24 protein-coding genes are annotated in these 25,341 nt (G+C 61.0%); 15 read left to right on the top strand and 9 right to left on the bottom strand.

All coding sequences use genetic code 11. The features are described from left to right. The first annotated feature begins 57 nt into the window (after positions 1–57). The 5 genes from GDV60_RS25965 to GDV60_RS25945 all read left to right on the top strand — a co-directional run bounded on the left by GDV60_RS25965 (position 58) and on the right by GDV60_RS25945 (position 5,497). Complete coding sequence (locus tag GDV60_RS25965) at positions 58–1,155, top strand: polyamine ABC transporter substrate-binding protein (RefSeq protein WP_029289453.1); 1,098 nt, start codon at positions 58–60, stop codon at positions 1,153–1,155. A 239-nt stretch (positions 1,156–1,394) separates the two neighbouring features. After that, the gene (locus GDV60_RS25960) at positions 1,395–2,489 is read left to right on the top strand and encodes a polyamine ABC transporter substrate-binding protein (protein ID WP_029289451.1); all 1,095 of its coding nucleotides are present in this window, start codon (positions 1,395–1,397) and stop codon (positions 2,487–2,489) included. Between the two features lie 67 nt (positions 2,490–2,556). Beyond that, entirely contained in the window at positions 2,557–3,699 is a 1,143-nt protein-coding gene (locus GDV60_RS25955) for an ABC transporter ATP-binding protein (RefSeq protein ID WP_029289449.1), read from the top strand. Then, on the top strand, positions 3,696–4,616 hold the full coding sequence (locus GDV60_RS25950; protein WP_029289447.1) for an ABC transporter permease subunit: 921 nt from the start codon (positions 3,696–3,698) through the stop codon (positions 4,614–4,616). Before GDV60_RS25955 ends, GDV60_RS25950 begins: the two co-directional genes overlap by 4 nt. After that, positions 4,613–5,497, top strand: coding sequence for an ABC transporter permease subunit (locus tag GDV60_RS25945; RefSeq protein WP_159909112.1), 885 nt, complete (start codon positions 4,613–4,615; stop codon positions 5,495–5,497). The genes GDV60_RS25950 and GDV60_RS25945 overlap by 4 nt, the downstream gene beginning before the upstream one ends. 130 nt (positions 5,498–5,627) lie before the next feature. Here GDV60_RS25945 and GDV60_RS25940 read toward each other — a convergent pair whose 3' ends face one another. After that, positions 5,628–6,269 carry an HD domain-containing protein gene (locus GDV60_RS25940; protein WP_104911150.1) on the bottom strand — a complete coding sequence of 214 codons (642 nt, stop codon included), beginning with the start codon at positions 6,267–6,269 and terminating at the stop codon, positions 5,628–5,630. Between the two features lie 310 nt (positions 6,270–6,579). On the opposite strand from GDV60_RS25940, the gene GDV60_RS25935 reads away from it, so the two are divergent. Further along, a complete protein-coding gene (locus GDV60_RS25935) occupies positions 6,580–7,545 on the top strand; it encodes a GlxA family transcriptional regulator (protein WP_159909110.1) in 966 nt (321 codons plus the stop codon). Here GDV60_RS25935 and GDV60_RS25930 read toward each other — a convergent pair. After that, positions 7,523–7,876 carry a carboxymuconolactone decarboxylase family protein gene (locus tag GDV60_RS25930; protein ID WP_028618364.1) on the bottom strand — a complete coding sequence of 118 codons (354 nt, stop codon included), beginning with the start codon at positions 7,874–7,876 and terminating at the stop codon, positions 7,523–7,525. The two genes, GDV60_RS25935 and GDV60_RS25930, sit on opposite strands and share 23 nt — an antisense overlap. A 99-nt stretch (positions 7,877–7,975) precedes the next feature. On the opposite strand from GDV60_RS25930, the gene GDV60_RS25925 reads away from it, so the two are divergent. Further along, positions 7,976–8,881, top strand: a complete 906-nt coding sequence (locus GDV60_RS25925) for an AraC family transcriptional regulator (protein ID WP_159909108.1) — start codon at positions 7,976–7,978, stop codon at positions 8,879–8,881. A gap of 142 nt (positions 8,882–9,023) precedes the next feature. Here the strand turns inward: GDV60_RS25925 and GDV60_RS25920 are convergent, their stop codons facing one another. Both GDV60_RS25920 and GDV60_RS25915 read right to left on the bottom strand, forming a co-directional pair. Continuing rightward, positions 9,024–11,393 carry a penicillin acylase family protein gene (locus GDV60_RS25920; RefSeq protein WP_159909106.1) on the bottom strand — a complete coding sequence of 790 codons (2,370 nt, stop codon included), beginning with the start codon at positions 11,391–11,393 and terminating at the stop codon, positions 9,024–9,026. A 30-nt stretch (positions 11,394–11,423) separates the two neighbouring features. Beyond that, the gene (locus GDV60_RS25915) at positions 11,424–11,996 is read right to left on the bottom strand and encodes a DUF6436 domain-containing protein (RefSeq protein WP_070994000.1); all 573 of its coding nucleotides are present in this window, start codon (positions 11,994–11,996) and stop codon (positions 11,424–11,426) included. A 111-nt stretch (positions 11,997–12,107) separates the two neighbouring features. Between GDV60_RS25915 and GDV60_RS25910 the strand changes: the two genes are divergently transcribed. Continuing rightward, positions 12,108–13,049 carry an alpha/beta hydrolase gene (locus tag GDV60_RS25910; RefSeq protein WP_159909104.1) on the top strand — a complete coding sequence of 314 codons (942 nt, stop codon included), beginning with the start codon at positions 12,108–12,110 and terminating at the stop codon, positions 13,047–13,049. Between the two features lie 122 nt (positions 13,050–13,171). Here the strand turns inward: GDV60_RS25910 and GDV60_RS25905 are convergent, their stop codons facing one another. Continuing rightward, the gene (locus GDV60_RS25905; protein WP_029289427.1) at positions 13,172–13,924 is read right to left on the bottom strand and encodes a DUF2059 domain-containing protein; all 753 of its coding nucleotides are present in this window, start codon (positions 13,922–13,924) and stop codon (positions 13,172–13,174) included. Between the two features lie 131 nt (positions 13,925–14,055). Between GDV60_RS25905 and GDV60_RS25900 the strand changes: the two genes are divergently transcribed. Next, a complete protein-coding gene (locus tag GDV60_RS25900) occupies positions 14,056–14,688 on the top strand; it encodes a 2OG-Fe(II) oxygenase (protein WP_070993998.1) in 633 nt (210 codons plus the stop codon). Positions 14,689–14,690: 2 nt separating this feature from the next. Next, positions 14,691–15,185, top strand: a complete 495-nt coding sequence (locus tag GDV60_RS25895; protein WP_159909102.1) for a DUF523 domain-containing protein — start codon at positions 14,691–14,693, stop codon at positions 15,183–15,185. Between the two features lie 131 nt (positions 15,186–15,316). Here the strand turns inward: GDV60_RS25895 and GDV60_RS25890 are convergent, their stop codons facing one another. Continuing rightward, complete coding sequence (locus tag GDV60_RS25890) at positions 15,317–15,940, bottom strand: transporter substrate-binding domain-containing protein (protein WP_133715276.1); 624 nt, start codon at positions 15,938–15,940, stop codon at positions 15,317–15,319. 134 nt (positions 15,941–16,074) lie between these two features. Here GDV60_RS25890 and GDV60_RS25885 point away from each other — a divergent pair, with 134 nt between their 5' ends. Beyond that, positions 16,075–16,512: a DUF4399 domain-containing protein gene (locus tag GDV60_RS25885; protein WP_029289419.1), complete on the top strand. Its 438-nt coding sequence runs from the start codon at positions 16,075–16,077 to the stop codon at positions 16,510–16,512. Positions 16,513–16,577: 65 nt separating this feature from the next. Here the strand turns inward: GDV60_RS25885 and serA are convergent, their stop codons facing one another. Continuing rightward, positions 16,578–17,807: a phosphoglycerate dehydrogenase gene (gene serA / locus GDV60_RS25880; RefSeq protein ID WP_029289418.1), complete on the bottom strand. Its 1,230-nt coding sequence runs from the start codon at positions 17,805–17,807 to the stop codon at positions 16,578–16,580. Between the two features lie 205 nt (positions 17,808–18,012). On the opposite strand from serA, the gene GDV60_RS25875 reads away from it, so the two are divergent. The 4 genes from GDV60_RS25875 (at position 18,013) to GDV60_RS25860 (ending at position 22,328) form a co-directional block, all read left to right on the top strand. Next, a complete protein-coding gene (locus tag GDV60_RS25875; RefSeq protein WP_029289417.1) occupies positions 18,013–19,407 on the top strand; it encodes an FAD-binding oxidoreductase in 1,395 nt (464 codons plus the stop codon). A 24-nt stretch (positions 19,408–19,431) separates the two neighbouring features. Beyond that, positions 19,432–20,097, top strand: coding sequence for a fumarylacetoacetate hydrolase family protein (locus GDV60_RS25870; RefSeq protein WP_029289416.1), 666 nt, complete (start codon positions 19,432–19,434; stop codon positions 20,095–20,097). 263 nt (positions 20,098–20,360) lie between these two features. After that, on the top strand, positions 20,361–21,287 hold the full coding sequence (locus GDV60_RS25865; protein ID WP_070993996.1) for an SdiA-regulated domain-containing protein: 927 nt from the start codon (positions 20,361–20,363) through the stop codon (positions 21,285–21,287). Positions 21,288–21,407: 120 nt separating this feature from the next. Next, on the top strand, positions 21,408–22,328 hold the full coding sequence (locus GDV60_RS25860) for an SdiA-regulated domain-containing protein (protein WP_159909100.1): 921 nt from the start codon (positions 21,408–21,410) through the stop codon (positions 22,326–22,328). Positions 22,329–22,355: 27 nt separating this feature from the next. On the opposite strand, the gene GDV60_RS25855 is transcribed toward GDV60_RS25860, so the two are convergent. Further along, entirely contained in the window at positions 22,356–24,302 is a 1,947-nt protein-coding gene (locus GDV60_RS25855; RefSeq protein ID WP_159909098.1) for an autotransporter domain-containing protein, read from the bottom strand. A 362-nt stretch (positions 24,303–24,664) separates the two neighbouring features. Continuing rightward, complete coding sequence (rpiA, locus tag GDV60_RS25850; RefSeq protein ID WP_029289406.1) at positions 24,665–25,336, bottom strand: ribose-5-phosphate isomerase RpiA; 672 nt, start codon at positions 25,334–25,336, stop codon at positions 24,665–24,667. Positions 25,337–25,341: the final 5 nt, after the last annotated feature.

Raw genomic sequence — 25,341 nt, 5'->3', positions numbered from 1 at the left:
GAAAAATGTGGCCCAAAAAAGAAAAAATTGGAGCATGACCGAATGAAGGCATTAGGTTTGAAGAACGCTGGCAAGACCCTCCTGGCCTTGTCCCTCATGGGCGTGATGGCGGGCGCGGCCCAGGCGGACAGCAAAGTACTGCATGTCTATAACTGGTCCGACTACATTGCACCGGACACCATTGCCAACTTTGAGAAAGAGTCCGGCATCAAAGTGGTGTACGACGTTTTCGACAGCAACGAAACCCTGGAAGCCAAGCTGTTGGCGGGCAAGTCCGGTTACGACGTGGTTGTGCCGTCGAACAACTTCCTGGCCAAGCAGATCAAGGCCGGTGTGTACCAGGAGCTGGACAAGTCCAAGCTGCCAAACTGGAAAAACCTCGATACCGACCTGCTCAAGGCCGTGGGCGATGCCAGTGACAAAGGCAACCTGCACGCATTCCCGTACATGTGGGGCACCATCGGCATCGGCTACAACCCGGACAAGGTCAAGGCTGCGCTGGGCGTAGACAAGATCGACTCTTGGGACGTGCTGTTCAAGCCCGAGAACATCGAGAAACTCAAAAGCTGTGGCGTGAGCTTCCTCGACTCGCCAACCGAAATGATCCCGGTGGCCCTGCACTACCTGGGTTACCCGACCGACAGCCAGGACAAGAAGCAACTGGCTGAAGCCGAAGCACTGTTCCTCAAGATCCGTCCTTCGGTGGGCTACTTCCACTCCTCCAAGTACATCTCGGACCTGGCCAACGGCAACATCTGCGTAGCCGTGGGTTATTCGGGTGACCTGGAACAATCCAAGTCCCGCGCGGCTGAAGCCGGCGGCAAGGTCAAGGTTTCCTATGCCATTCCCAAGGAAGGCGCAGGCAGCTTCTACGACATGGTCGCTATCCCTAAAGATGCCGAGAACCTGGACGCCGCCTACCAGTTCATGAACTACCTGATGAAGCCTGAAGTCATGGCGGCAATCACTAACAGCGTACGTTTCCCGAACGGTAACAAGGCCGCCACGCCGCTGGTGAACAAGGATATCTCGGGCGATCCGAGCATCTATCCGTCGGATGATGTGAAGGCCAAGCTGTATGCAATCAGCGATCTGCCAGCCGCGACCCAGCGTCTGCTGACGCGCAGCTGGACCAAAATCAAATCGGGTAAATAAGCACGAACCTGTAGGAGCGAGCTTGTGTGGGAGCGGGCTTGCTCGCGAAAGCGGTGTATCAGTAGATATAAATGCTGGCTGACACGCCCCCTTCGCGAGCAAGCCCGCTCCCACCCAGGCCCGCTCCCACAAATTAAATGACAGAAAGTTTTGCCGGATCGGTTTATCGAGGGTAAGTTGCGCGCCGGTTTTGTTGCCGGGCAACAACTTCGGGCCCAACTATTTAAGAGGACCTCCACTTGCCAATTTCTTTATTTCGCAAAGCCTTGCTGGTAGGGGCGGGCCTCACGTTGGCAGTCAGCGTGCAGGCAGCTTCCACCGTGCATGTTTATAACTGGTCGGACTATATCGGCCCCGACACCCTGGCCAACTTTGAAAAGGCCACCGGCATCAAGCCGGTCTACGACGTGTTCGATTCCAACGAAACCCTGGAAGGCAAGTTGCTGGCCGGGCGCACCGGGTATGACGTGGTCGTGCCGTCCAACCACTTCCTGGGCAAGCAGATCAAGGCGGGCGCGTTCCAGAAGATCGACAAGTCGTTGCTCGGCAACTACGCCAATCTCGACCCGGCGCTGCTCAAGCGCCTGGAAAAGAACGACCCGGGCAACCAATACGCCGTGCCTTATTTGTGGGGCACCAACGGCATTGGCTACAACGTCGATAAAGTGAAGGAAGTGCTGGGCGTCGACAAGATCGACTCCTGGGCCGTGCTGTTCGAGCCACAAAACATGAAGAAGCTGGCCAGCTGCGGTGTGTCCTTCATGGACTCGGCCGATGAAATGCTGCCGGCGGTGCTCAACTACATGGGCCTGGACCCGAACAGCACCAACCCGGCTGACTATAAAAAGGCCGAGGAAAAACTCCTGAAAGTGCGGCCCTACGTGACCTACTTCCACTCCTCCAAATACATCTCGGACCTGGCCAACGGCAATATCTGCGTGGCCGCGGGCTTCTCCGGCGATGTGTTCCAGGCCAAGGCCCGGGCGGCCGAGGCTGGCAAGGGCGTGAACATCGCCTACGCGATTCCCAAGGAAGGCGGCAACCTGTGGTTTGACGTGCTGGCGATCCCCAAGGACTCGACCAACGTCAAAGAGGCCCACGCCTTCATCAACTATCTACTGCAACCTGAAGTGATCGCTCAGGTCAGTGATTACGTCGGCTACGCCAACCCTAACCCAGGGGCGGACACGCTGATGGAGCAATCGATACGCACCGACGAAGCGGTTTATCCACCGCAGGCGGTTCTCGACCGGACGTTTGTCAACTTCGAGCTACCCCCGAAAGTGCAACGCTTGATGACCCGTAGCTGGACCAAGGTCAAGACGGGCAAGTAAGGCTCAAACTATCCAACGTTCGTCCGTATTGGACGTTCTGCACTCTTTTTTTCTGGGAGTTTCGTAAATGGCAGTTGCCTCCGGCGCCTATAAGAAAGCCCTCGAGGGCGACCAGACACCGAAAAAGGTGTTGGTCAAAATCGACCGGGTCACGAAGAAGTTCGACGAGACGATTGCCGTGGACGATGTGTCCCTGGAAATCAAGAAAGGCGAGATCTTTGCCTTGCTCGGCGGTTCGGGTTCGGGCAAGTCCACCTTGCTGCGCATGCTCGCAGGTTTCGAGCGCCCGACCGAAGGGCGGATTTTCCTCGACGGTGTGGATATCACCGACATGCCGCCCTACGAGCGGCCGATCAACATGATGTTCCAGTCCTACGCCTTGTTCCCACACATGACCGTGGCGCAGAACATCGCCTTCGGCCTGCAACAGGACAAGATCCCCAAGGCCGAGGTCGAGGCCCGCGTGGCCGAGATGCTCAAGCTGGTGCAGATGAGCCAGTACGCCAAGCGCAAGCCGCACCAGCTGTCGGGCGGCCAGCGTCAGCGCGTGGCCCTGGCCCGGTCCTTGGCCAAACGCCCGAAACTGCTGTTGCTCGATGAGCCGATGGGCGCCCTGGACAAGAAGCTGCGTTCGCAGATGCAACTGGAGTTGGTGGAGATCATCGAGCGCGTCGGCGTGACCTGCGTGATGGTGACCCACGACCAGGAAGAGGCCATGACCATGGCCGAGCGCATCGCGATCATGCACCTGGGCTGGATCGCGCAGATCGGCAGCCCGATCGATATCTACGAAACCCCCACCAGCCGCCTGGTGTGCGAGTTCATCGGCAACGTCAACATCTTCGACACCGTGGTGGTGGATGACGCCGAAGGCCATGCGGTGCTCAAGTGTGCCGACCTGGACCGCGATATCTACGTGGGCTATGGCATCGCCACGTCGGTGGAAGACAAGTCGGTGACCTACGCCATCCGCCCGGAAAAACTGCTGGTCACCACCGAAATGCCGACCTGCGAGCACAACTGGTCCAGCGGCAAGGTGCATGACATTGCCTACCTGGGCGGCCACTCGGTGTTCTACGTCGAACTGCCGAGCGGCAAGCTGGTGCAGTCCTTCGTTGCCAACGCCGAACGCCGTGGCGCGCGGCCGACCTGGGGTGACCAGGTCTACGTGTGGTGGGAAGACGACAGCGGCGTGGTACTTCGCTCATGAACATGAAGAAATTCAAACGGCGACTGCACCGAATAATTCCCAGCGGCAAGCAGGTGGTCATCGGGATTCCGTTCCTGTGGCTGTTCCTGTTCTTCATGCTGCCGTTCTTCATCGTCCTGAAGATCAGCTTTGCCGAAGCCGACGTGGCGATCCCGCCCTACACCGAGATCTACACCTACATCGAGCAGAAGCTGGAGGTGGTGCTCAACCTGGCCAACTACAGCCTGCTGGCCGGCGACGAGCTGTACATCGCCGCCTACCTGGGCTCGTTGAAGATGGCGTTTTTCAGCACGGCCTTGTGCCTGCTGATCGGCTACCCGATGGCCTACGCCATCGCCAGTGCGCGCAAAGAGATGCAGACCGTGCTGGTGCTGCTGATCATGATGCCGACCTGGACCGCGATCCTGATCCGCGTGTATGCGTGGATGGGCATCCTCAGCAACAACGGCTTGCTCAATGGCTTCCTGATGTCCATGGGGCTGATCAACGAACCGTTGCAGATCCTCAACACCAACATTGCGGTGTATATCGGCGTGGTCTATTCGTACCTGCCGTTCATGATCCTGCCGCTGTACGCCAACCTGGTCAAACATGACCAGAGCCTGCTGGAAGCGGCATCGGACCTGGGTTCAAGCACCTTCAACAGCTTCTGGAAAATCACCGTGCCGCTGTCCAAGAACGGCATCATCGCCGGCTGCATGCTGGTGTTCATCCCGGTGGTGGGCGAGTTCGTGATCCCGGAACTGCTGGGCGGCCCGGAAACCCTGATGATCGGTAAAGTGTTGTGGCAAGAGTTCTTCAACAACCGCGACTGGCCGGTAGCCTCTGCCCTGGCGGTGGTGATGCTGGCGATCCTGATCGTGCCCATCATTCTGTTTAACCGCAGCCAAGCCAAAGAGATGGAGGGCAAGGTATGAAGCGCTTCAGTTTCTCCAGCTTCATGCTGGTCGTAGGGCTGCTGTTCATCTACCTGCCGATGCTGATCCTGGTGATCTATTCGTTCAACGAATCGAAACTGGTGACGGTGTGGGGCGGTTGGTCGATCAAGTGGTACGTGGGCCTGCTGGACAACACCCAGTTGATGGGCTCGGTGGCGCGCTCCCTGGAAATCGCCTGCTACACGGCGGTGGCGGCGGTGGCGCTGGGTACGTTGGCGGCGTTTGTGCTGACCCGTATCAGCCAGTTCAAGGGCCGCACGCTGTTCGGCGGCCTGGTGACGGCGCCGCTGGTGATGCCGGAAGTGATCACCGGTCTGTCGCTGTTGCTGCTGTTCGTGGCCATGGCGCAGATGATCGGTTGGCCCCAGGAGCGTGGCATTGTCACCATCTGGATCGCCCACACCACGTTCTGTGCGGCGTATGTGGCGGTGGTGGTGTCGGCGCGCCTGCGTGAGTTGGACCTGTCGATCGAAGAAGCGGCCATGGACCTCGGTGCGCGGCCGTGGAAGGTGTTCTTCCTGATCACCATCCCGATGATCGCGCCGTCGTTGGCGGCGGGCGGCATGATGTCGTTCGCGTTGTCCCTGGATGACCTGGTACTGGCCAGCTTCGTCTCGGGCCCGGGCTCCACCACCTTGCCGATGGAAGTGTTCTCGGCGGTGCGCCTTGGGGTCAAACCCGAGATCAACGCCGTGGCCAGCCTGATCCTGCTGGCGGTGTCGCTGGTGACATTCCTGGTGTGGTACTTCAGCCGTCGCGCTGAAGAGCGGCGCAAGAAGGCGATCCAGCAAGCCATCGAAGAAGCGGCAGCGGATGGCTGGAAACAGCCGGATGTACGCCGCGCGCCCGTACCGGTCTAAAGCCCGGTACTCGGTCAAAATGTGGGAGCTGGCTTGCCTGCGATAGCGGTGCGTCAGTCACTGAAGATGTGACTGATCCATCGCTATCGCAGGCAAGCCAGCTCCCACATTTGATTGCATTTCAAGTTGATTAGGCAGTCCACGGCGACTGGCGAATCACCTCGACAAAGTTCAGCGGCTTGAACCCCGGCTCCTGATCCACCAACACATCGGTCTTCACGTTGCCAAACGTGGTCTGCGGGCGATGGCGCAAGCCGTCGGCAAACGCGCAGATGATGCATTCCTTGAACCCTTCGCCCCGTGGATGCGCATGCACCACTGCCTCGCGCTGCACGTGGGTAAACGCGGCGTAGTCCATGCCCAGCACATCCATCTCCACGCCAGCGGTCACCAGGGCGACGGTAGGGCGCAGGTGCTGAGGTACCCCCGGCGTGGTGTGCAGGGCAATGGACAGCCACACTTGCTCGATATCGTCGTCGCTTAAACCATAGGGCTTGAGAAAGGCGGCGGCAGCGTTGGCGCCGTCCACTTCAAAACGCTCGTTGTCGCTGCGATGGCCTGCCACCAGGCCCAGGTCATGGAACATTGCGCCGACGTAGAGCAGCTCCGAGTTGTAGGTCAATTGCTTGCGCTCGCCGCTCAGGGCGCCAAACAGGAAGACGCGACGGGAGTGGTGGTAGAGCAGGTCGGATTCAATGTCGCGGATGTATTCGGTGGTAGCCTTGGCCAGGGCACTGTCGGGGATTTTGATGCCGGCGATGGTGGTGCTCATGGTCATGCTCCTCACGAGGGCGCCGGGTTGGCGCTGGTGAGTGCAGTCTGGACGCGCCTGTGCGCGAGGGCCATCGGGGTGAGGATGCGATCCCGGCCAATGTGCGGTCACATCGTGCCACGTGAAATCGGCTAGGGTGTAGCAGGCACTGCTATCCCTTGAAGCCTGCAACAATCCAAATGTGGGAGCGGGCTTGCTCGCGAATGCGCAGTGTCAGTCACCAGATGTATAGACTGATCCACCGCTTTCGCGAGCAAGCCCGCTCCCACATTTGTTTCTTCGTTTATTCCGGTAGAAAGGTGTGCCATCCATGCACAAGACCGTCGCGATCCTGATCTTCCCCGGCGTCCAGTCACTGGATGTGACCGGTCCCATGGACGTGTTCTGCGAGGCCAATCGCTTCCTGGCGCCTGCGGATCATTACCAGCTCGAAGTCATCGGCCAGGTCCAGGGCCAGATCGCCTGTTCCAACGGCCTGTCATTGCAGGCCCACATCCACTACAGCGAGGCATTGCAAGCCTATGACCTGTTGCTGGTAGCCGGTGGCCCGCAGTTGCCCTTCGAGGATTTCGGCCCGGGGTTCAATCAGTGGCTGCAGGGCGCCAGTGCCAGGGCTCGGCGTTTCGGCTCGATCTGCAATGGCGCGTTCATGCTCGCGCGTGCCGGTTTGCTGGAGGGGCGCACGGTCACCACGCACTGGGGCGACGCGGCGGATCTGGCGCGACTGTGCCCCTCGACCCGGGTCGACGCCGACCGCCTGTACGTGCAAGACGCCAACCTCTACACCTCGGCCGGGGTCACGGCGGGCATCGATCTGTCGTTGTACCTGCTGGCCCAGGACCACGGCCCGGAAGTGGCCTTGAGCGTGGCCAAGCGCCTGGTGGTGTTTACCCAGCGCAGCGGCGGGCAGTCCCAGTTCAGCCCGTTCCTGACGCCCCATGCCGAATCTTCCTCGGCCGTGGCGCAGGTGCAGTTGTACGTGCTGGCGAACCTGACCGGTGACCTGGGCATTGCCGACCTGGCCCGCGCGGCCAACATGAGTGCGCGCAACTTTTCGCGGGTATTTGCCCGGGAGGCGCGGATCACCCCGGCGGAATTTGTCGAGCGGGCGCGGGTGGATGCGGCGCGGGTGATGCTCGAAAGCAGCAGCGCGCCGCTCAAGACCGTGGCCTATCAATGCCGCTTTCGTGACGCCCAGCACCTGCGCAGTGTGTTCAACCGCCGGCTGGGCGTGACGCCGCAGCAGTTTCGGCTCAACTTTGCGGCGCCGGTTTAAGCGTGTCGTAGGCTTCCAGCGCGCGCAGCGAGTAGATGTAGGCGGCGCCGGCATTCAGTGAGATGGCAGTGGCCAGCGTTGCGGCGACTTCTTCGCGGGTGGCACCGGCCTTGATCGCGGCGTCGGCATGTACGCCGATACAACCGTCGCAGCGCGTGGTGATCGCCACTGCAATCGAGATCAGTTCGCGGGTCTTGGCATCCAGGACGTTGTTTTCCTCGGCGGCTTCGCCAAGCGCCATGTAGGCTTTGACCATCTTCGGGTTGCTCTTGCCCAGTGTGCCAAAGGCTTTCTTCACGGTAGGCAGCAAGTCGGACCAGTTATTGAACATTGCGATGACTCCTGAACGGGTTGGGTGTGAAGCCAGTGTGTGCCGTTCGGGTTTGGCGGTATTGTTCGATCCGCTCAACTTTTTGACCGATATTCGCAAATGAACGCTATCGACACCCTGATCACCCTGGCCAACCTGCGCGGCAACCTCGATGTACGTTGCCAGTTCCAGGGCGACTGGGCCCTGGACCATGCGCCCGAGGCCCTGGGCGTGGCGCCGTACCACATTGTGCTCAGTGGCACTTGCCGCGCCGAACTTTCGGCTGGGCAACGAGTGACCCTGGAGGAGGGCGACATCCTGCTGTTGCCCGGCGGCGCGACTCACCTGTTGCGTAGCCAGGGCGCGACGGTGCCGGCGATGTTGCCCAGGGTGATCGACGACGGTGTCCTCACGGTGCATCGCCTGGGTGGCGATCAGCCGGAGGTGGAGATGCTCTGTGGCAGCTTTCACTACAACCGCCAGTCGTTGCTGTTCGCGGCCTTGCCGACGTATCTGGTGGTGTCCAGCCGGCAATGGCAGGCCGATGGGCAACTGGCGGCCCTGATTGCCCTGATGCGCAGCGAAGCGGATGGCGAACGGCTCGGTGCGCGGTCGTTCATTGATGCGCTGTCGGTGGCCCTGTTCACCTTGCTGGTGCGCACCTGGCTGGCACAACAGGCCCCGCTGGCGGGGACGTTTGCCTTGCTCACCGACAAACGCCTGGGCCGCGCCTGGCAGGCGATGCTGGCCGAGCCCGGGCATGACTGGACCATCGACAGCCTGGCCGGCGCGGCGTCGATGTCCCGGGCCACGTTCATGCGCGCGTTTGTCAAAGTGGCGGGCGTATCGCCGTGGGTGCTGCTGACCCAGTTGCGCATGGAGCTGGCGTTCAACCTGTTGCAGCAGTCGCGGTTGAGCCTGACGGATATCGCCGCCCGGGTGGGTTATCAATCCCAGGCGGCGTTCAGCAAGAAATTCAAGGAGGCGTATGGCCAGGCCCCCGGTCGAATGCGCAACGCAGATTAAAACTGTGGGAGATTAAAGTGTGGGAGCGGGCTTGCTCGCGAATGCGGTGGATCAGTCTATACATGTGGTGACTGACACTACGCATTCGCGAGCAAGTCGAATCGTCGCACCGCCCCTCCCACATTTTTTAAGCCGTGTTTCGTCAGGGCTGTTGTGGGGGGCGGGCCGGCAATAGCTTGAGGGTGCCGCGAGTATTGGCCTGGACTTCCTCTTCATCAAAATGCGCCTGCTCGTACCCGCCTTCGATGTAGGTCTCGGCCTGGTCGGCATAGTGCTTGTCGAACGGCACGCCGCTCTGTCCCACCGGGTTGATGGTCAGGGCGTGGGCGGCGTCGGCGAAGTCGACCAGGCGTCGGGTGGACGGGCCATAAGTCACCGGCCATGGCGCCGGGCCAATGATTGCGGACAGGTTGTTCGGCACTTCGTGGCTGCCCGGTGAGGCAAACGGGCCGACATTGACGATTTGGTCCAGCGGCTTCTTGATGCCCAGCGGATGGCCATGGGTCAGGGTATGGGCCTTGCCCCATTGCCATTGCGCCGGGTCGTCGCCGAAGGTGGTTTTCAGGTGGGCCAGGCTCTTGTCCCAGGCGCGCTTGACCGTCTCGGCACGCTGCCCGTTCCACCACGGCGAATCGGCGGCGGCGGCCAGGCGTGGCAGGGCGGCGTCGACCACGCGGGTGGTGATCAGGGTCTTGAACATGTCGTCGCCCAGCTTGGGGCGGAAGGCGGCGTCCGTCAGGTCATACAGCAACTGGTTGAACAACGTGGCCGGGATCGACTCCACCGGGTAATCACCTTTCCATCCTGCCAACTGCTCCACCAGTTTGAGCTCGGACGGCTCCTTGACCACCTCACGCAGCACCGGCAACAGCGGCGCCAACAGGCGGGGCCCGTAGGCGGTAGTGGTGCCCAGCTGCAGGGCCTGGCTGTTGTCCAGGTCCCATTTGACCTGGTTGTCGCTCAACTGCGCGTTCAACTGTTGGCCGCGGTCCGCCAGGTTGTAATAGCCGGGGATCTGCATGCCAGTAGGCGATACCGGCTGGGCATTGGCCGAGACCACATAACCCCGCGCCGGGTTTTCTTCCTGGGGGTTGGCGCTGAACGGGTAGAAGCCCAGCTTGTCAGCCTGAGACGTGCTGCCGTCGAGGATAAACCCGGCATTGGCCCCGGCCGGGCGGATCGGCAGCTGCGCTGCGGCCCACCAGCCGATATCGCCCTTGGCATTGGCCCACACGATATTCAGCCCCGGTGCATGTACCTTGGCCACGGCCTGACGGGCCTTGGCCAGGGTGTCGGCGCGGTTGAGTTGGTAGAACCCGTCGAGGATCGGGTTTTCGGTGTCGAGGAACGCCCACCACATGGCAATCGGCGTGGTGCCGGCATTGGCGCCGAGCACGTCGTTGATGATCGGGCCGTGGGGCGACTGGCGTAGCGTCAGCGTCACCGGTGCCTGGCCCTTGACCGCGATCTGTTGCTCGCTGGTGGTCATGTCGACCCACTGGTCGTGGTAGCGCACCTGGTTGGGGTTGTCCGGGTTGACCTTCTCGGCGATCAGGTCGAGGTCATCGTTCTGGAACATCGTCAGGCTCCAGCCAAACGCTTTGTTGTGGCCCAGGAACGCCACCGGGACCAGAGCGTTGTGATAACCGTAGAGTTCGAAGCCGGGCGCCGACAAGTGCGCCTCGTACCACACCGACGGCACCGAGAAGCGGATATGCGGGTCGCCCGCCAGCAACGGCTTGCCGCTCTTGGTACGGTTGCCACTGATGGCCCAGGCGTTGCTGCCCTCGAACTGCGGCAGGCCGTTGTCGGCCAGGGCCTGCTCGCTGAGGCGGGCGATGGCACTCAGGCCTTGCCAGTCGGCGGCGGCCAGGCCGAGGTCGCCCTTGGGCTTCCAGTCGAGGTCAAACACCTTCAGGTAGTCGCTGCCCAGTTGGTCGCGCACATAAGTCAGCAACGGCTCGGTCCGAAAGGCTGCGGCAAAGCTGTAGGCCAGGTAGCCAGCGATGCTGATGGTGTCTTCGGCGGTGAATGGCCGCTTGGGGATGCCCAGCACGTCGAACTCCATGGGGCTGGCGTGGCTGTCCTGATACTGGTTGATCCCGTCCAGATAGGCTTGCAGGGCCTTCCAGTGCGGCGACTGGCGGTCCATCTGCGCTGCATAGGTCGTGGCGCGCTCGCGGATGCGCAGGCTGCGGAACAGTTTGTCGGTATCCAGCAACTTGACGCCGAGCACTTCGGCCAACTCGCCTTGGGCCAAGCGCCGCATGATCTCCATCTGGAACAGACGGTCCTGGGCGTGCACATAACCCAGGGCGCGATACAGGTCGGCCTCGTTCTCGGCGCGGATGTGCGGCACGCCCCGGTCGTCGTAGCGCACCGTGACCGAGCCCTGCAGGTTGGCCAGCTCCACCGTGCCCTGGCGGGTGGGTTGCTTGCTGTAGACATACCAGCCGGCCCCGAGGGCGATCAACACCAGCAGGGCCGCGAGACCCGACAAGACGCGCTTCATGAACAATCCTTATTATTAGAAGTGGGACTTTTAGCCTTGTGGCCAGGAACAATAGCAGCCCACCGCCAGGGTGTGGGTCGCATTCACCGCCCGCCCGCTCTTGAGCGCCTGCAGGATCGGTTCGATAAAGCTGTTGCTCGAATTACAGGTCAGGCCCTCACTGTAAGGGCCGAAGTACGCCAGTTTGCCATTGCTGTCCCAGATGCCCACCGCCGGGCTGGCGGGCACTTGGTCGGCGCCGGGCAAGGTGGTGAGGATTTTCATGGCGCCAAGGGTTGCGGGCAATTGGCCGTGGCTGCCGGTTTTTTGCAGGGCATAGAATTCCACGCCCTGGGGCGCGTATTGCTCGATCAGTTCACTCAGGTGCTGTTGGTTGCCGACATTGCACGGGCAGGCCGGGTCCCAGAAGTGCACCAGGCGGATCGGGCCGGGGCCTGCCAGGTCGTCCGGCAGGCGCAGCAGGTCGCCGGAAAACACCGCCGTATGCTCGCTGAATGCCCGCAGATAGCGACCCTGGAACCAGTCATACGCGGCCCACAGCACGGCGGCGCAGATCAGCATGATCAGGCTGGCGAGCAGGGCAGTGCGGTAGGGTTTTCGCATTCAGAACAATCCTCGACGGTGGCGTAGCTTGCCATGCTTGCCCTGACAGATGAATATCGCGACTCGATATTCATCTGTTCAATGCTGTGAAGCCCTAGTCTGGAAGTTCTTATGCCCGTTACCTTTGACCCCGATCATCTGCGCGAAAGCTTGCGGCCCCTGGTGGACGCGCAACCGCTTTCGGCCGAGGCCAGGGTCTACCAGCGCTTCTATGGGCTGGACCTGGCTGCGCGCAAAGAGCCTGTGATCAGTCGCCTGGGGCGCTTCGAGGTGGACGGGTTCGCGGTGGTCAGCCAGGTCTGGTGGCCGGCGAAACCGGTGGCCACACTGTTTATGTTCCACGGTTTCTACGACCACATGGGGCTGTACCGCAGCGTGGTGGAGTGGGGTCTGGACCAGGGCTTCGTGGTGATTGCCTGCGACTTGCCGGGCCATGGCCTGTCCAGTGGCGCGCGGGCCAGCATCGATGATTTCGCGGTGTACCAGCAGGTGGTGAACGGCTTGTTCGAACAGGCCGACGCGCTGCAACTGCCCAAGCCCTGGCATCTGTTCGGGCAAAGCACCGGCGGGGCGATTGTGGTGGACCATCTGCTCCACCATGGCCCGGACAGCCCGGCGCAAGGCCAGACCTTCCTGTTGTCGCCGCTGGTGCGGCCGCGAGCCTGGGGCTGGTCGCAGCTCAGTTATTACCTGCTCAAGCCGTTCGTCAAAGGCATCGCCCGGCGCTTCAGCGATAACAGCAACGACCCGGCGTTTCGTCCGTTCCTCGAAGCCGACCCCTTGCAGCCCCGGCAACTGCCTACCGCTTGGGTGGGTGCGCTGGCGCGCTGGATCAAGCGCATCGAAGCCGCCCCGCGCAGCACGCGGCGGCCACTGATCGTGCAGGGCGAGGAGGATATGACGGTGGATTGGCAGCACAACTTGCAGGTGCTACGCGGCAAGTTCGATCAGCCGCAGGTCCTGATGGTGCCGCGTGGGCGGCATCACATGGCCAATGAGCTGCCTGAAATCCGCGAGCAATACTTCAAGTTCCTCACCGATCACCTGAAATAACCCTCCCCCCTGTAGGAGCGAGCTTGCTCGCGAAGAACTCAAGGACGCCGCGTCTAACCAGGCAGCACGCGTTATCGTTGACGTTCTTCGCGAGCAAGCTCGCTCCTACAGGGGGAGGGGCGTCAGGGGGCCAGGCTGGAGGTGCTTTGGCCAACCGCCAGGCCGGCGCGGATCGCTGCCAGCGCCGCTTGATAATACGCCTTGCCTTCCGGCGATTCGGCAAACGTGGCGAACTCTTCCAGCTCCGGGTCTGACAGGTCCCGATACACGTACAGCAAGGTGTTGTTCAGGTCATTGCCGATCTGCTGCATCAACCGCTCGCGCTGGCCGTTGAGCATGCCTTGCGCCTGACCGCCGCCCAACAGGCCGGGGATCATCTGGCTCAGGCTGTCTGCTGCCACGCCGGCAATCGCCAGGCTGACCTCGGCCCCGGCTTCGCGGGCGGGCAACGCCTGGGCCAGGTGGCCGATGATCAGGCTACGGGTGGCGTCGGCCTGGATCTGCGGCAAGCCCTGGGCGTTCTTGGCCAATTGGTCGCGGCGGGTCGCCAGCAACTCGGCGGCGACAATCTTGCGCCCCAGCGGCGACTGGAAAAACGCCAGCGCGGGTTTTGGATCGGCCAGGTTCTGGCGCAACTGGGCTTCGGCGCGCTGATCCATGGCCTTGGGGGCGAAGCGTTTATTGCTGTTGTCCACCAGCGCCTGGTACACCGCCGGCGGCAAGCTGTTGCGGTAGCGCTGCTGGGCGGCACTCAAGGCGTCATTAAAATGCGCACGTTGTTCCGGCCAGCCGGCGACCGCGTACAACTGGTCATGGCTGTCTGCCCAGGCGGGCAACACGCAGAACATCAGCAAGGATAAAAACAAACGACGCATAGGGACTCCTGTCAGTCGGCCACTATTGTCCGTGTCGGGCGTAGGATTTGTCGAGAAGTCCTATCAATCGCCTGACTAAAGTGTATTTAGGCGCTAGGCGGCGCTGTCGGTTTGCCAGGCGTATGGATACTATGCGCGCCATGCAAATATCCCCTGATGACCCGCTGCTGCTACGCATCGTCGACGACCTGGCCGTGAAAGGCTGGTCGCAGCAGAACATCTTCCTGCCAGAGGCTCTGACCCTGGAACTGGCGGCTGAGTGCCATAAACGTGCCGCTGAAGGTGAATTGGCACCGGCCGCTGTCGGACGCGGACCGGCCCAGGAGATTCGCGAGGGGATTCGTGGCGATCATATCCAATGGCTGGAGCCCGGCCAGGCGGCTATCTGCGACCGCTACCTGGTGTTGATGGATAGCCTGCGGCTGGCGATGAACCGGGGGCTGTTCCTGGGGCTGGAAGAGTTTGAATGCCACTTCGCCATGTACCCGCCGGGAGCGTTCTACCTCAAGCACCTTGACCGTTTTCGCGATGATGACCGGCGGATGGTCTCGGCGGTGGTCTACCTGAACCAGGACTGGCTGCCCGAGCACGGCGGCCAGTTGCGCATGTACCTCAAGGATGGCATTGAACACGATGTGGACCCCACCGGCGGTTGCCTGGTGGTGTTCCTGTCGGGGGAAGTGCCCCATGAAGTCCTGCCCGCCCACCGCGAGCGCCTGTCGCTGACGGGCTGGTTTCGCCGGCGGGGCAACGAGCCGTTTTGAGCATGCAAAAGATTCTGGTCAGCCGCTGCCTGCTGGGGCATCGCGTGCGTTATGACGGTGGGGCCAGCGGGCCGTTCGACCAACTGGCCGCCTGGCAGGCCGAAGGGCGAGTGGTTGCGGTGTGCCCAGAGGTCGCTGGCGGCCTGCCTACGCCACGCCCATCCGCCGAGATTCCGGGCGGGCAGGGGATGGATGTGTGGGAAGGCCGCGCCCAAGTGTTGACCGCCGATGGCCAGGACTTCAGCGAAGCCTTCCTGGATGGGGCGCGCCAGGCCCTGGCTCTGGTGCAGCGCCACGGCATCCGTATCGCGGTGCTCAAGGCCAACAGCCCGTCATGCGGCAACCTGCTGACTTATGACGGCACGTTCAGTGGGGTGAAAGTCACGGGTGAAGGGGTGACGGCAGCGTTGCTCAAGCGCCATGGGGTGCAGGTGTTCAGCGAGTTGGAGTTGGCCGAGGCGGTGGTAGCCCTGGACCAGCTCTCAAACCCCGCTTAAATCCCATGTAGGACCAGCCTTTTGTGGGAGCGGGCTTGCTCGCGAATGCGGTTTATCAGTGCCAGATTTGTTGACTGACACACCGCTTTCGCGAGCAAGCCCGCTCCCACACAAACCTGGCCCCACATTGGTTATTTGGTGGGTTTGCTGGTGTCAGCCTCGAACCACTTCTCCGACAGCGCCGTCAGCCGCCCATCGGCCTTGATCCGTTCCAACGCCATGTCCAGGCTCGATTTGAACGCCGGGTTGCCCTTCTGGAAGGGGATGGCCAGGGTCAACGTGGCCTTGGCATCGACACGGCTGCGCAGATCCACGCCCTCGGTGGGCTTGGCGGCAAATTGACTGCTGGTGAGGGTATTCAGGCCACTCAACAGGGGTTTCTGCTGCTTGTTGGCAAGCATCTGGGCATTGGCATAGCTATATGGCGCGCTGAAATCGAAACGATCGCGCAATTGCGCAGTCACAGCGATGTGGTTGATCGCCACGTCGTACTTGCCGCTTTCCACGCCGGGCAGCAAGTCTGCTTCGTCGGTGGTGATAAAGGAGGCGCGTACGTCCATTTCCCGAGCCAGCAACTCACCCAGTTCCACTTCAAAACCGGTGAGTTTGTCGCCTTCCTTGAAGTTGAAGGGCGGCGTGTCGGCCTCCAGGGCAATGCGCAGTTCCCCACGGTCAAACACGTCGTCAAACAGTTCGGCGTGAGCCAAGGGGCTCAAAAAAGGCAGCACAAGTAACAGGCCAGGCAAAAAACGCATGGTCACTCCTAAAGAATTCGAAGGTGCGAGACGCGGTTCAGGCTCGCTTTGCTATGGTGTCGAGTGCCTTGGACAACGTTTCGTCACTAAGTTGTCATAACCCTACAGATTTCACAGAAAAACTGGAGAAGTTAATGAAAGCCATTTTGTCTCGTGCAACCCTGGCCAGCCTGCTGCTGGGGGCTTCCATGCTGGCGTCAGCCGCCGATGTCCCACGTACACCTGCGCCCAAGGGTGCTGAAGTGTTTATTGTCTCGCCTAAGGATGGCGCTACCGTCGACAAGACCTTCACCGTTGAGTTTGGCATCAAGGGCATGGACCTGGAACCTATCGACAAGCAAGTCCCGGGTGCCGGCCATCACCACTTGCTGGTTGATCAGAAGGAGTTGCCCGACCCAAGCCAGCCGATTCCCGCCACCGATACCGTGATCCATTTCGGCAAGGCACAAACCAAGACTGAACTGACCCTGGCCCCAGGCAAGCACACCCTGCAACTGGTGGCGGGCGATAACGTTCACCGTCAGTTTGAACCTACTGTAGCTTCAAAAGTGATCACCGTTACCGTCAAGTAAGATTTGTTCAGACGAAAAAAAGGGAGCCCTCAGAGGGCTCCCTTCTTCGTGGTGCGTCTGAAACCTTAGAACAACACGCGGCTACGGATAGTACCGCTGATGTGCTGCAGCTTCTCTTGCGCCAGGTCCGAGTACTCGGCGTCGACGTCGATTACCACGTAGCCAACCTTCTCGTTGGTCTGCAGGAACTGACCGGAGATGTTGATGCCGTTTTCCGCGAAGACCTTGTTGATCTCCATCATCACACCCGGGATGTTCTGGTGGATGTGCAGCAGGCGGTGCTTGCCAGGGTGAGCCGGCAGGGCCACTTCCGGGAAGTTGACCGAGGACACCGACGTACCGTTGTCGCTGTACTTGACCAGCTTTTCCGCTACTTCCAGACCGATGTTGGCCTGGGCTTCAGCGGTGGAACCGCCGATGTGCGGGGTCAGGATCACGTTGTCCAGGCCACGCAGCGGGCTTTCGAAAATGTCGTCGTTGGAGCGCGGCTCCACCGGGAACACGTCGATGGCGGCGCCGATCAGGTGCTTGTCCTTGATCGCGTCGGCCAGGGCATCCAGCTCGACCACGGTGCCGCGAGCGGCGTTGATCAGGATCCCGCCCTTCTTGATGGCGCGGATTTCCTTTTCGCCGATCATCCACTGGGTCTCAGCGGTTTCCGGCACGTGCAGGGTCACGATATCGGACATGCCCAGCAGCTCGGTCAGGCTCGACACCTGGGTGGCGTTGCCCAATGGCAGCTTGGTCAGGGTGTCATAGAAGAACACCTGCATGCCCAGGCCTTCGGCCAGTACCGACAATTGCGTGCCGATCGAACCGTAACCGACGATACCCAGCTTCTTGCCGCGGATTTCGAAGGAGTTGGCCGCGCTTTTGATCCAGCCGCCACGGTGGCAGGAAGCGTTCTTCTCAGGGATGCCGCGCAGCAACAGGATGGCCTCGGCCAATACCAGCTCCGCCACGGAACGGGTGTTGGAGTACGGGGCGTTGAACACTGCGATACCGCGCTCGCGCGCTGCATTGAGGTCAACCTGGTTGGTGCCGATGCAGAAACAGCCGACAGCTACCAGCTTCTTGGCGTGGTCGAAGATTTCTTCGGTCAGCTGGGTGCGGGAGCGAATGCCGATAAAGTGCGCGTCGGCGATCTTTTCCTTGAGCTGGGATTCCGGCAGAGAACTGGTGATGTACTCAATGCTGGTGTACCCGGCGGCCTTTAGGACGTCGACGGCCGATGGGTGGACGCCTTCCAGAAGAAGGAACTTGATCTTGCTCTTATCGAGAGAAGTCTTGCTCATCTGCGTAAACCTGTATCCCGGAGAAAAATGGCAGGGAATCGGATCGCTTAAGCTGACCCGGACGGCAGGAAAGCCGTCACCGCAGAAACGCCCTTGGGCTCTGTCCTGCGGGGGCGGTATGCTAGCATACGCGCCCCGCTAAACACTCATTCCTGCGACGTGAAGCGTTCTCAGGATGACCATGAATTGTTCGAGAGTTCTGTCGATGACCCATCCTGCCCTGATTGATGAGCTAAAGACCCTGGTTGAGCCCGGCAAAGTGCTGACCGATGCAGACTCCCTGGAGGCTTACGGCAAGGATTGGACCAAGCATTTCGCCCCCGCGCCGACTGCTATCGTCTTCCCCAAGACCATTGAGCAGGTACAGGCCATTGTCCGTTGGGCCAATGAACACAAGGTGGCGCTGGTGCCATCCGGTGGGCGTACCGGCTTGTCGGCGGCGGCCGTTGCCGCGAATGGCGAAGTGGTGGTGTCGTTCGACTACATGAACCAGATCCTCGACGTGAACCTCACCGACCGCACCGCCGTGTGCCAGCCGGGCGTGGTCACCAAGCAATTGCAGAACGTCGCCGAAGAAAACGGCCTGTATTACCCGGTGGACTTCGCTTCGTCCGGTTCCAGCCAGATTGGCGGCAATATCGGCACCAATGCCGGCGGGATCAAGGTCATTCGCTACGGCATGACCCGCAATTGGGTGGCCGGCATGAAGGTCGTCACCGGCAAGGGTGATGTGCTGGAGCTCAACCGCGACCTGATCAAGAACGCCACCGGCTACGACATGCGCCAGCTGTTTATCGGTGCTGAAGGCACCCTGGGCTTTGTGGTCGAAGCCACCATGCGCCTGGACCGTGCGCCGAAAAACCTCACCGCCATGGTGCTTGGCACCACTGACTTCGACTCCATCATGCCGGTGTTGCATGCGTTCCAGAGCAAGCTGGATCTGACGGCCTTTGAGTTTTTCTCCGACAAGGCCCTGGCCAAAGTCCTCGGCCGTGGCGATGTGCCGGCGCCGTTCGAGACCGATTGCCCGTTCTATGCCCTGCTGGAATTTGAAGCCACCACCGAAGAAGTCGCCAACCACGCCCTGGAAACCTTTGAGCACTGTGTCGAGCAGGGCTGGGTGCTGGATGGCGTGATGAGCCAGAGCGAAACCCAACTGCACAACCTGTGGAAGCTGCGCGAGTACATCTCCGAGACCATCTCCCACTGGACGCCATACAAGAACGACATTTCGGTCACCGTGTCGAAAGTGCCGGCGTTCTTGAAGGAAATAGACGCGATCGTCGGCGAACACTACCCCGACTTCGAAATCGTCTGGTTCGGCCACATCGGCGATGGCAACCTGCACTTGAACATCCTCAAGCCGGAAAACCTGTCCAAGGACGAGTTCTTCGCCAAGTGCGCCACCGTCAACAAGTGGGTGTTTGAAACCGTCGAGAAGTACAACGGTTCGATCTCCGCCGAACATGGCGTGGGCATGACCAAGCGTGACTACCTGACCTACAGCCGCTCCCCGGTTGAAATCGAATATATGAAGGCAGTGAAGGCCGTGTTTGACCCGAACGGGATCATGAACCCGGGCAAGATCTTCGCTGTTTAACCATCACGAAAGAGGAAGCGGTCCATGAGCTATCAGCACAAGTACGTCGACGGCACCAATATCCACTTTCCGCTGGGCAAAGTGGTCTGCATCGGGCGCAACTACGCCGAACACGCCAAGGAATTGGATAACCCGGTGCCGACCGAGCCCCTGCTGTTTATCAAGCCGGGCAGTTGCGTGGTGCCATTGGAAGGCGGTTTTGCCATTCCAGCCGACCGTGGGTCGGTGCACTACGAAGCGGAAATTGCGGTGCTGATCGGCAAGCCCTTGTCGAAAACCCCGAGCCGTGAAGAAGTGCTGGACGCCATCTCCGGCTTCGCCCCGGCCCTGGACCTGACCCTGCGCGACAAGCAGTCCGAGCTCAAGGCCAAGGGCCTGCCGTGGGAAATTGCCAAGTCCTTCGACGGTGCGGCAGTCATTGCGCCGTTCGTGGTGGGCAGCACCTTCCCGGACCTGACCGATATCGGTATTCGCCTGACCATCAATGGCCAGGTGCGCCAGGACGGCAACAGTGCGCAGATGCTCAACCCGATCGTGCCGATGATCCAGCACATGGCCGGCTGCTTCTCGCTGCAGGCCGGTGATGTGATCCTGACCGGTACGCCTGTGGGCGTGGGCCCGCTGGAAGTGGGTGATGAACTGGTGCTGGAATTGCCCGGCGTGAGCCGCTTCGAAAGCTCCGTACGCTAACCCCATCCCTCTGTAGGTGCCGGCTTGTGTGGGAGCTGGCTTGCCTGCGATAGCATCACCGCGGTGTGCCTGATACACCACAGTGCTTGCACCGCGGGCAAGCCCGGCTCCCACACAAGCTCGTACACAGATTATTTGTGCGTACTGCGCAAATCGGCGCTTTGCATTTTTTTCACACGCCATCTGGATAATCCTCGGCCATATGGCACGCAGGCGGTCTAAGCCTGGGCTATCACCTACAGCCGATTATCTGGAATGCCTCCATGGCCGTACCTCTCCCTTCTGTGAAACCCGCTCCGCGCCCGCGCCTGAATATGCGTTGGTACTCCTGGCTGTTGCTGGTCGGGGCCGTCATGTATGGGATTTCCTGGTTGATGCACTGGGACGACCGGGGCGCGTTATGGGTGTTGGAGCGGTTTGAAAGCCCCATGGAGCGTCGGGAGAGTGTCTGGCTTCCGGATTACCAGACGGTGATTGACGCCAAGCCCTTGCCCGGCATGGAAAAGGACGAAGCGTCGGATCTGGCCTACGACCCCAGGACCAAGACCCTGTACGCGGTCATGGGCCGCAACCCGTTCCTGGTGGAGTTGAGCCTGCAGGGCGATGTGTTGCGCAAGATCCCCCTGGTGGGCTGGAGCAACCCGGAAGGCGTGACGGTCATGGAAAACGGCGTGCTGGCCATCGTTGATGAGCGCAGGCACAACATGACGCTGGTCAAGGTCGATGCCGACACGCGCCAACTGGCCTTCGCTGACTTCCCCAGCTACGACCTGGGGCCCTCCGAAAACCAGAACAAGGCATTCGAGGCCATCACCTGGGACAAGCGCAATCAACAACTGGTGTTGGGTATCGAACGGCCAGCGCAGTTGTTCACCTGGCACAGCGACGGCGGCCAGGTCCTGGCTGGCAACAAGCAGAAACTGCCCAGCTCCGAGTTGGATATTCGCAACCTCTCGGCCCTGAGCGTCGATCCGCGTACCGGCCACCTGTTGGTACTGTCCGCCGACTCCCATTTGTTGCTGGAGCTGGACGAAGAAGGCAAGCAAGTCAGCTTCATGACGGTGCTTGGCGGCTTCAATGGCCTGAAAAACACCATCCCCCGCGCCGAAGGCGTGACCATGGATGAAAACGGCACGCTGTACATGGTCAGCGAGCCCAATCTGTTCTACCGCTTCGAAAAGCAGAAATAGCCGACTGATACGTCGGATTCTTCTCTATGAGCGGCATTCCCCAGACACTGAGCTGCGTTTAAGTTTAAATTCAGATGGCTGTGATATTCATTTGCCAGTTTTGACTTTGAGCCAGCCCCCATGCGCCGATTTGCCCGCCCCAAACCCGCCCTGTTTATCCTGTTGTTGATCGCCCTGGTTGCTGTGGGCGTGGTCGCCCAGCAGTTTCGTTTATTCGAGCGTGCCTGGTTCAACTGGCAGGCTTGGCGCCAGCCGGTGGACGAACGATCCATTGGCCTGGCGGATTATCACGTGGTGCTGGAAGCCCAGGTGATCGACGGCCTGGACGATGACGTCTCGGCATTGACCTTCGATCCGGTGCGCAAGAGCCTGTTTACCGTGACCAACCAAAACGCCGAACTGGTCGAACTGTCCCTGGACGGCAAGATCTTGCGGCGTATCAACCTGGTGGGCTTTGGCGATGCCGAAGCGGTGGAGTTCATCAGCGAGAACACCTATGTGGTCAGCGATGAACGCCAACAGCGCTTGATCAAGATACATCTGGAGGACGACACGCAGTTCCTCGACGCGGCCGATGCCGAGCAGATGACCCTGGGTGTGCACCTCAAGGGCAATAAAGGGTTTGAAGGGCTGGCCTATGACTCGGTGGGCAAGCGCCTGTTTGTCGCCAAGGAGCGGGACCCGATGTTGATCTACGAAGTGCATGGGTTTCCCCATTTCAAACCCGAAAAGACCTACTCGGTCCATGTCGTCAACAACCCACGGCGCGATGCCGGGCTGTTTGTGCGGGACCTGTCCAGCTTGCAATACGATGAGCGCAGCGGCCACTTGCTGGCGCTGTCCGATGAGTCGTACCTGGTGTTGGAATTGGATATCGACGGTCGCCCCTTGAGCAGTCTGTCATTGCTCAAGGGGCGCCATGGCCTGAAGAAGCGCGTGCCCCAGGCCGAGGGCATCGCCATGGATGACGATGGCACGCTGTATTTGGTCAGTGAGCCGAACTTGTTCTACGTGTTCAAGAAAAAAACCGACCCAATGTAGGCGCGAGCAAGCTCGCTCCTGCAAGGATCAGAACATCCACTGTACGCCCAGGGAATAGCCGGTCTGGCTGCCTTCGGCATGGCCCAGGCGCCCGTTCACTTCGGCGTACACCCCAAGCTGCGGGGTGATCGCCAATTGGCTGCCGACCTGTGCGCGGCCAAAACTCTTGTCTACTGAACCCAGGCGCGCAGTGCGCACCTGGCCATCAGCTCGTGCAGTCAGGTCCAGGTCGTCCAGGCGGCCGTCGGCCAGCTCCTTGACCCAGGCGATATCGCCGTAGGGCATCAGGCTCAGGCCGTAAGGCAGGGCCACAGCACCACGCATGCGCCAACCGAGGCTGGCTTCCAGGGAATCGAAAGACTGCTCTTCATATTCAAGGGCCGTGCGCAGGTTCTGCTTCTCGTGGAACTTGTCGATACGCGAGTGGCTGTAATCCAGGCCGGCAAACGGTCCGGTCTTGATCGCACCCAGGTCGAAGTCATAGCCGCCGAGCAACCGGGCACCCAGGGACAAGGCATCGGTCTCGCCAGTCAGTTGCTGGTCAAGCAACACGGGGCCGCCATTGGCCTGGATCACCAGGTTACGTTTTGAGTCAAAGCTGCTGTGGCCCACGCTCAGGTCGCCGGCCAGCCAGGTCGGGCCGCCATCGTTCAACAAGGCATAGACTGCGGCTTGCCAGGTGTCGCTTTCCAGCTTGCCACGGTGCTCGAGTTTGTCGCGACCGTTGAGGTAGCTGAGGCTGGCGCCGATGTTCAAGCTGCTGCTCAGTTGATAGTCGCCCAGGGCATGCAGGCCCAGGCGTCGCGCTTCGGGGTTGGGAGCGGTGTCGAAGCCACTGTCCGGGTTGTACTCGCCGTCCACGCCGATCTCGCCATCGAAGGTGCCCACTTCACGGCTGGCCGATTGCAACGTCAGCCAGCGGCGATCGTGCAAACGCACCATGGCCTGGTGCTGGCGCTGCAGGTTGTCCTGCATATTGCGCGCAACCGCGCCGCCCGAGGTGGTGGAGGCCATCAAGTCGGCATTGGTCAGCTCCAGCACCAGGCGGCTGAGCAGGCGCGAATAATCGCGCAGGCGCTGGTCGATGCGTTCCTGGCCGAAAGCATTGGTCAGGACGGTCTTGTTGTCTTCGTTGGGGTCGTGCCAGGTCGAGCCGCCGGGGATCGCTGGGTTGTCGGTCTGGGTGTAGCCGTCCAGGTCGCCCAGTTCCCAGTTGGTGGCTTCGATATACAGGATCGGGATATTCAGCGCCTCGAAGGCTTCGCCATCACTGCAGCAACCGGTGCCGGCGGGGTATTGCGCGTCCAGGCCGGGGTTGGTGAACAGGTTGATGTTCAATTCCTTGGCGATCTGGAACGTGTGTTCGCGCAACGATGCCAGGGCCGGGTTGGCGGTGCTGTTCTGGCCGGCGTGGGCGTACATCATGTCGCCGGTGATCAGGCTGTCGAGGTTGATCATGGCCAGCATATTGGCGCGCTGGCTGGCGCTCAGCGAATCGACAAATGCCCGGGAGCCGCGCAGGCCTTCCTCTTCGGCGCCGAAGCCGACGATCTGCAAGCCGTTTTCCAGTTGCAGGCCGCCAAGGTTCTTCGCCACTTCGGTCAGCACACTGGCGCCGGAGCCGTTGTCGTCCAGGCCTTGCAGGGTCGGGCGGCCAAAATAGGTATCGAAGTGCGCGCCAATCACCACGTATTGCGGTTTGGTGCCGGCGGCATAGGCCACCACGTTCTGCGAAGCGCGGCTGCCGCTATTCCAAGTGAAGTCCTGGCGGCTGATGTTATAGGCGCTGCCCATCTGGCTCTGCATCCAGTCGGCGGCGCCGGCGAAGTTGGCCGTGCCTCGGTAGCGGCCGGGGTAGTCGGTGATCAGCTTTTCCAGGGTGATATTGGCGTGCTCGCCGTAATCGTAGGCATTGGATTGAGTCGACAGCAGGGCACAGGCAACGCTGACAGCGAGGGCTAGGGGCTTGATCACAAGGTCTTCCTTGAAGAGGTTGAGGGAGTTGCTCGGCGGGACCGATTGCACAATGCGCGCCTCATTCCGTGGGGCGGTCGCGAATTGGCGCGTTGTTGGAAGTGGGGGTCGCCTGGCTATAAGTTGTAACGGATTTGATACCAGATGCGGCAGGGGATGCCGTGACTTGGCGCACAAATTGGGGCGGGCGGGGGAGAGGCTGCTGCGAAAAGTAGCGTTTTTGTTACATGCCCATCGAACGGAGCGCGGTCAAAAATGTGGGAGCGTGCTTGCTCGCGAATGCGGTGTGTCAGCCAGCAAGTTCGGTGACTGGCACGCCGCATTCGCGAGCAAGCCCGCTCCCACAGGGGTTCTGCGTGTACTTAGGCCTTGAGGGTTTTCACGCCTTCACTGGTCCCCAGCAGCAGCACATCCGCAGGGCGCGCGGCGAACAACCCGTTGGTGACCACGCCGACGATCGCATTGATCTGGGTCTCCAGCTCCACCGGGTTGGTGATCTGCATGTTGAACACATCGAGGATGATGTTGCCGTTGTCGGTCAGCACGCCTTCGCGGTACACCGGGTCGCCGCCCAGTTTTACCAGCTCGCGGGCCACGTGGCTGCGGGCCATGGGGATCACTTCGACTGGCAGCGGGAAGTTGCCCAGCACCGGCACCAGTTTGCTGGCGTCGGCGATGCAGATAAAGGTCTTGGCCACGGCCGCGACGATTTTCTCGCGGGTCAGGGCTGCGCCGCCGCCCTTGATCAGGTTCAGGTGCTCGTCGCTTTCATCGGCGCCGTCGATGTAGAACTCCAGGTCGCTCACGGTATTGAGCTCGTACACCGGAATGCCATGGCCCTTGAGGCGCGCGGCGGTGGCTTCGGAACTGGCCACGGCGCCGTCGAACGCGCCCTTGTGCAGGGCCAGCGCGTCGATAAAGCAATTGGCGGTGGAGCCGGTGCCAACACCGACGATGCTTTTATCGTCGAGTTTAGGAAGGATTAAATCGACGGCGGCCTGGGCCACTGCCTGTTTGAGTTGATCCTGGGTCATGCGGG

Source organism: Pseudomonas sp. DTU12.1, assembly GCF_009873475.1.
Taxonomy (GTDB): Bacteria; Pseudomonadota; Gammaproteobacteria; order Pseudomonadales; family Pseudomonadaceae; genus Aquipseudomonas; species Aquipseudomonas proteolytica.
Note: the sequence above shows the minus strand (reverse complement) of the source record. Positions and strands in the feature narration are given on the sequence as shown.

Excerpts from the sequence above, each read along its gene's own strand:
- GDV60_RS25885 (WP_029289419.1), top strand. The coding sequence starts at position 16,075 with ATGAAAGCCATTTTGTCTCGTGCAACCCTGGCCAGCCTGCTGCTGGGG.
- GDV60_RS25945 (WP_159909112.1), top strand. The coding sequence starts at position 4,613 with ATGAAGCGCTTCAGTTTCTCCAGCTTCATGCTGGTCGTAGGGCTGCTG.
- GDV60_RS25910 (WP_159909104.1), top strand. The coding sequence starts at position 12,108 with ATGCCCGTTACCTTTGACCCCGATCATCTGCGCGAAAGCTTGCGGCCC.
- GDV60_RS25925 (WP_159909108.1), top strand. The coding sequence starts at position 7,976 with ATGAACGCTATCGACACCCTGATCACCCTGGCCAACCTGCGCGGCAAC.
- GDV60_RS25865 (WP_070993996.1), top strand. The coding sequence starts at position 20,361 with ATGGCCGTACCTCTCCCTTCTGTGAAACCCGCTCCGCGCCCGCGCCTG.
- GDV60_RS25860 (WP_159909100.1), top strand. The coding sequence starts at position 21,408 with ATGCGCCGATTTGCCCGCCCCAAACCCGCCCTGTTTATCCTGTTGTTG.
- GDV60_RS25905 (WP_029289427.1), bottom strand. The coding sequence starts at position 13,924 with ATGCGTCGTTTGTTTTTATCCTTGCTGATGTTCTGCGTGTTGCCCGCC.
- GDV60_RS25920 (WP_159909106.1), bottom strand. The coding sequence starts at position 11,393 with ATGAAGCGCGTCTTGTCGGGTCTCGCGGCCCTGCTGGTGTTGATCGCC.
- GDV60_RS25870 (WP_029289416.1), top strand. The coding sequence starts at position 19,432 with ATGAGCTATCAGCACAAGTACGTCGACGGCACCAATATCCACTTTCCG.
- GDV60_RS25890 (WP_133715276.1), bottom strand. The coding sequence starts at position 15,940 with ATGCGTTTTTTGCCTGGCCTGTTACTTGTGCTGCCTTTTTTGAGCCCC.
- GDV60_RS25940 (WP_104911150.1), bottom strand. The coding sequence starts at position 6,269 with ATGAGCACCACCATCGCCGGCATCAAAATCCCCGACAGTGCCCTGGCC.
- GDV60_RS25955 (WP_029289449.1), top strand. The coding sequence starts at position 2,557 with ATGGCAGTTGCCTCCGGCGCCTATAAGAAAGCCCTCGAGGGCGACCAG.
- GDV60_RS25935 (WP_159909110.1), top strand. The coding sequence starts at position 6,580 with ATGCACAAGACCGTCGCGATCCTGATCTTCCCCGGCGTCCAGTCACTG.
- GDV60_RS25875 (WP_029289417.1), top strand. The coding sequence starts at position 18,013 with ATGACCCATCCTGCCCTGATTGATGAGCTAAAGACCCTGGTTGAGCCC.
- GDV60_RS25895 (WP_159909102.1), top strand. The coding sequence starts at position 14,691 with ATGCAAAAGATTCTGGTCAGCCGCTGCCTGCTGGGGCATCGCGTGCGT.
- GDV60_RS25900 (WP_070993998.1), top strand. The coding sequence starts at position 14,056 with ATGCGCGCCATGCAAATATCCCCTGATGACCCGCTGCTGCTACGCATC.
- GDV60_RS25930 (WP_028618364.1), bottom strand. The coding sequence starts at position 7,876 with ATGTTCAATAACTGGTCCGACTTGCTGCCTACCGTGAAGAAAGCCTTT.
- rpiA (WP_029289406.1), bottom strand. The coding sequence starts at position 25,336 with ATGACCCAGGATCAACTCAAACAGGCAGTGGCCCAGGCCGCCGTCGAT.
- serA (WP_029289418.1), bottom strand. The coding sequence starts at position 17,807 with ATGAGCAAGACTTCTCTCGATAAGAGCAAGATCAAGTTCCTTCTTCTG.
- GDV60_RS25915 (WP_070994000.1), bottom strand. The coding sequence starts at position 11,996 with ATGCGAAAACCCTACCGCACTGCCCTGCTCGCCAGCCTGATCATGCTG.
- GDV60_RS25950 (WP_029289447.1), top strand. The coding sequence starts at position 3,696 with ATGAACATGAAGAAATTCAAACGGCGACTGCACCGAATAATTCCCAGC.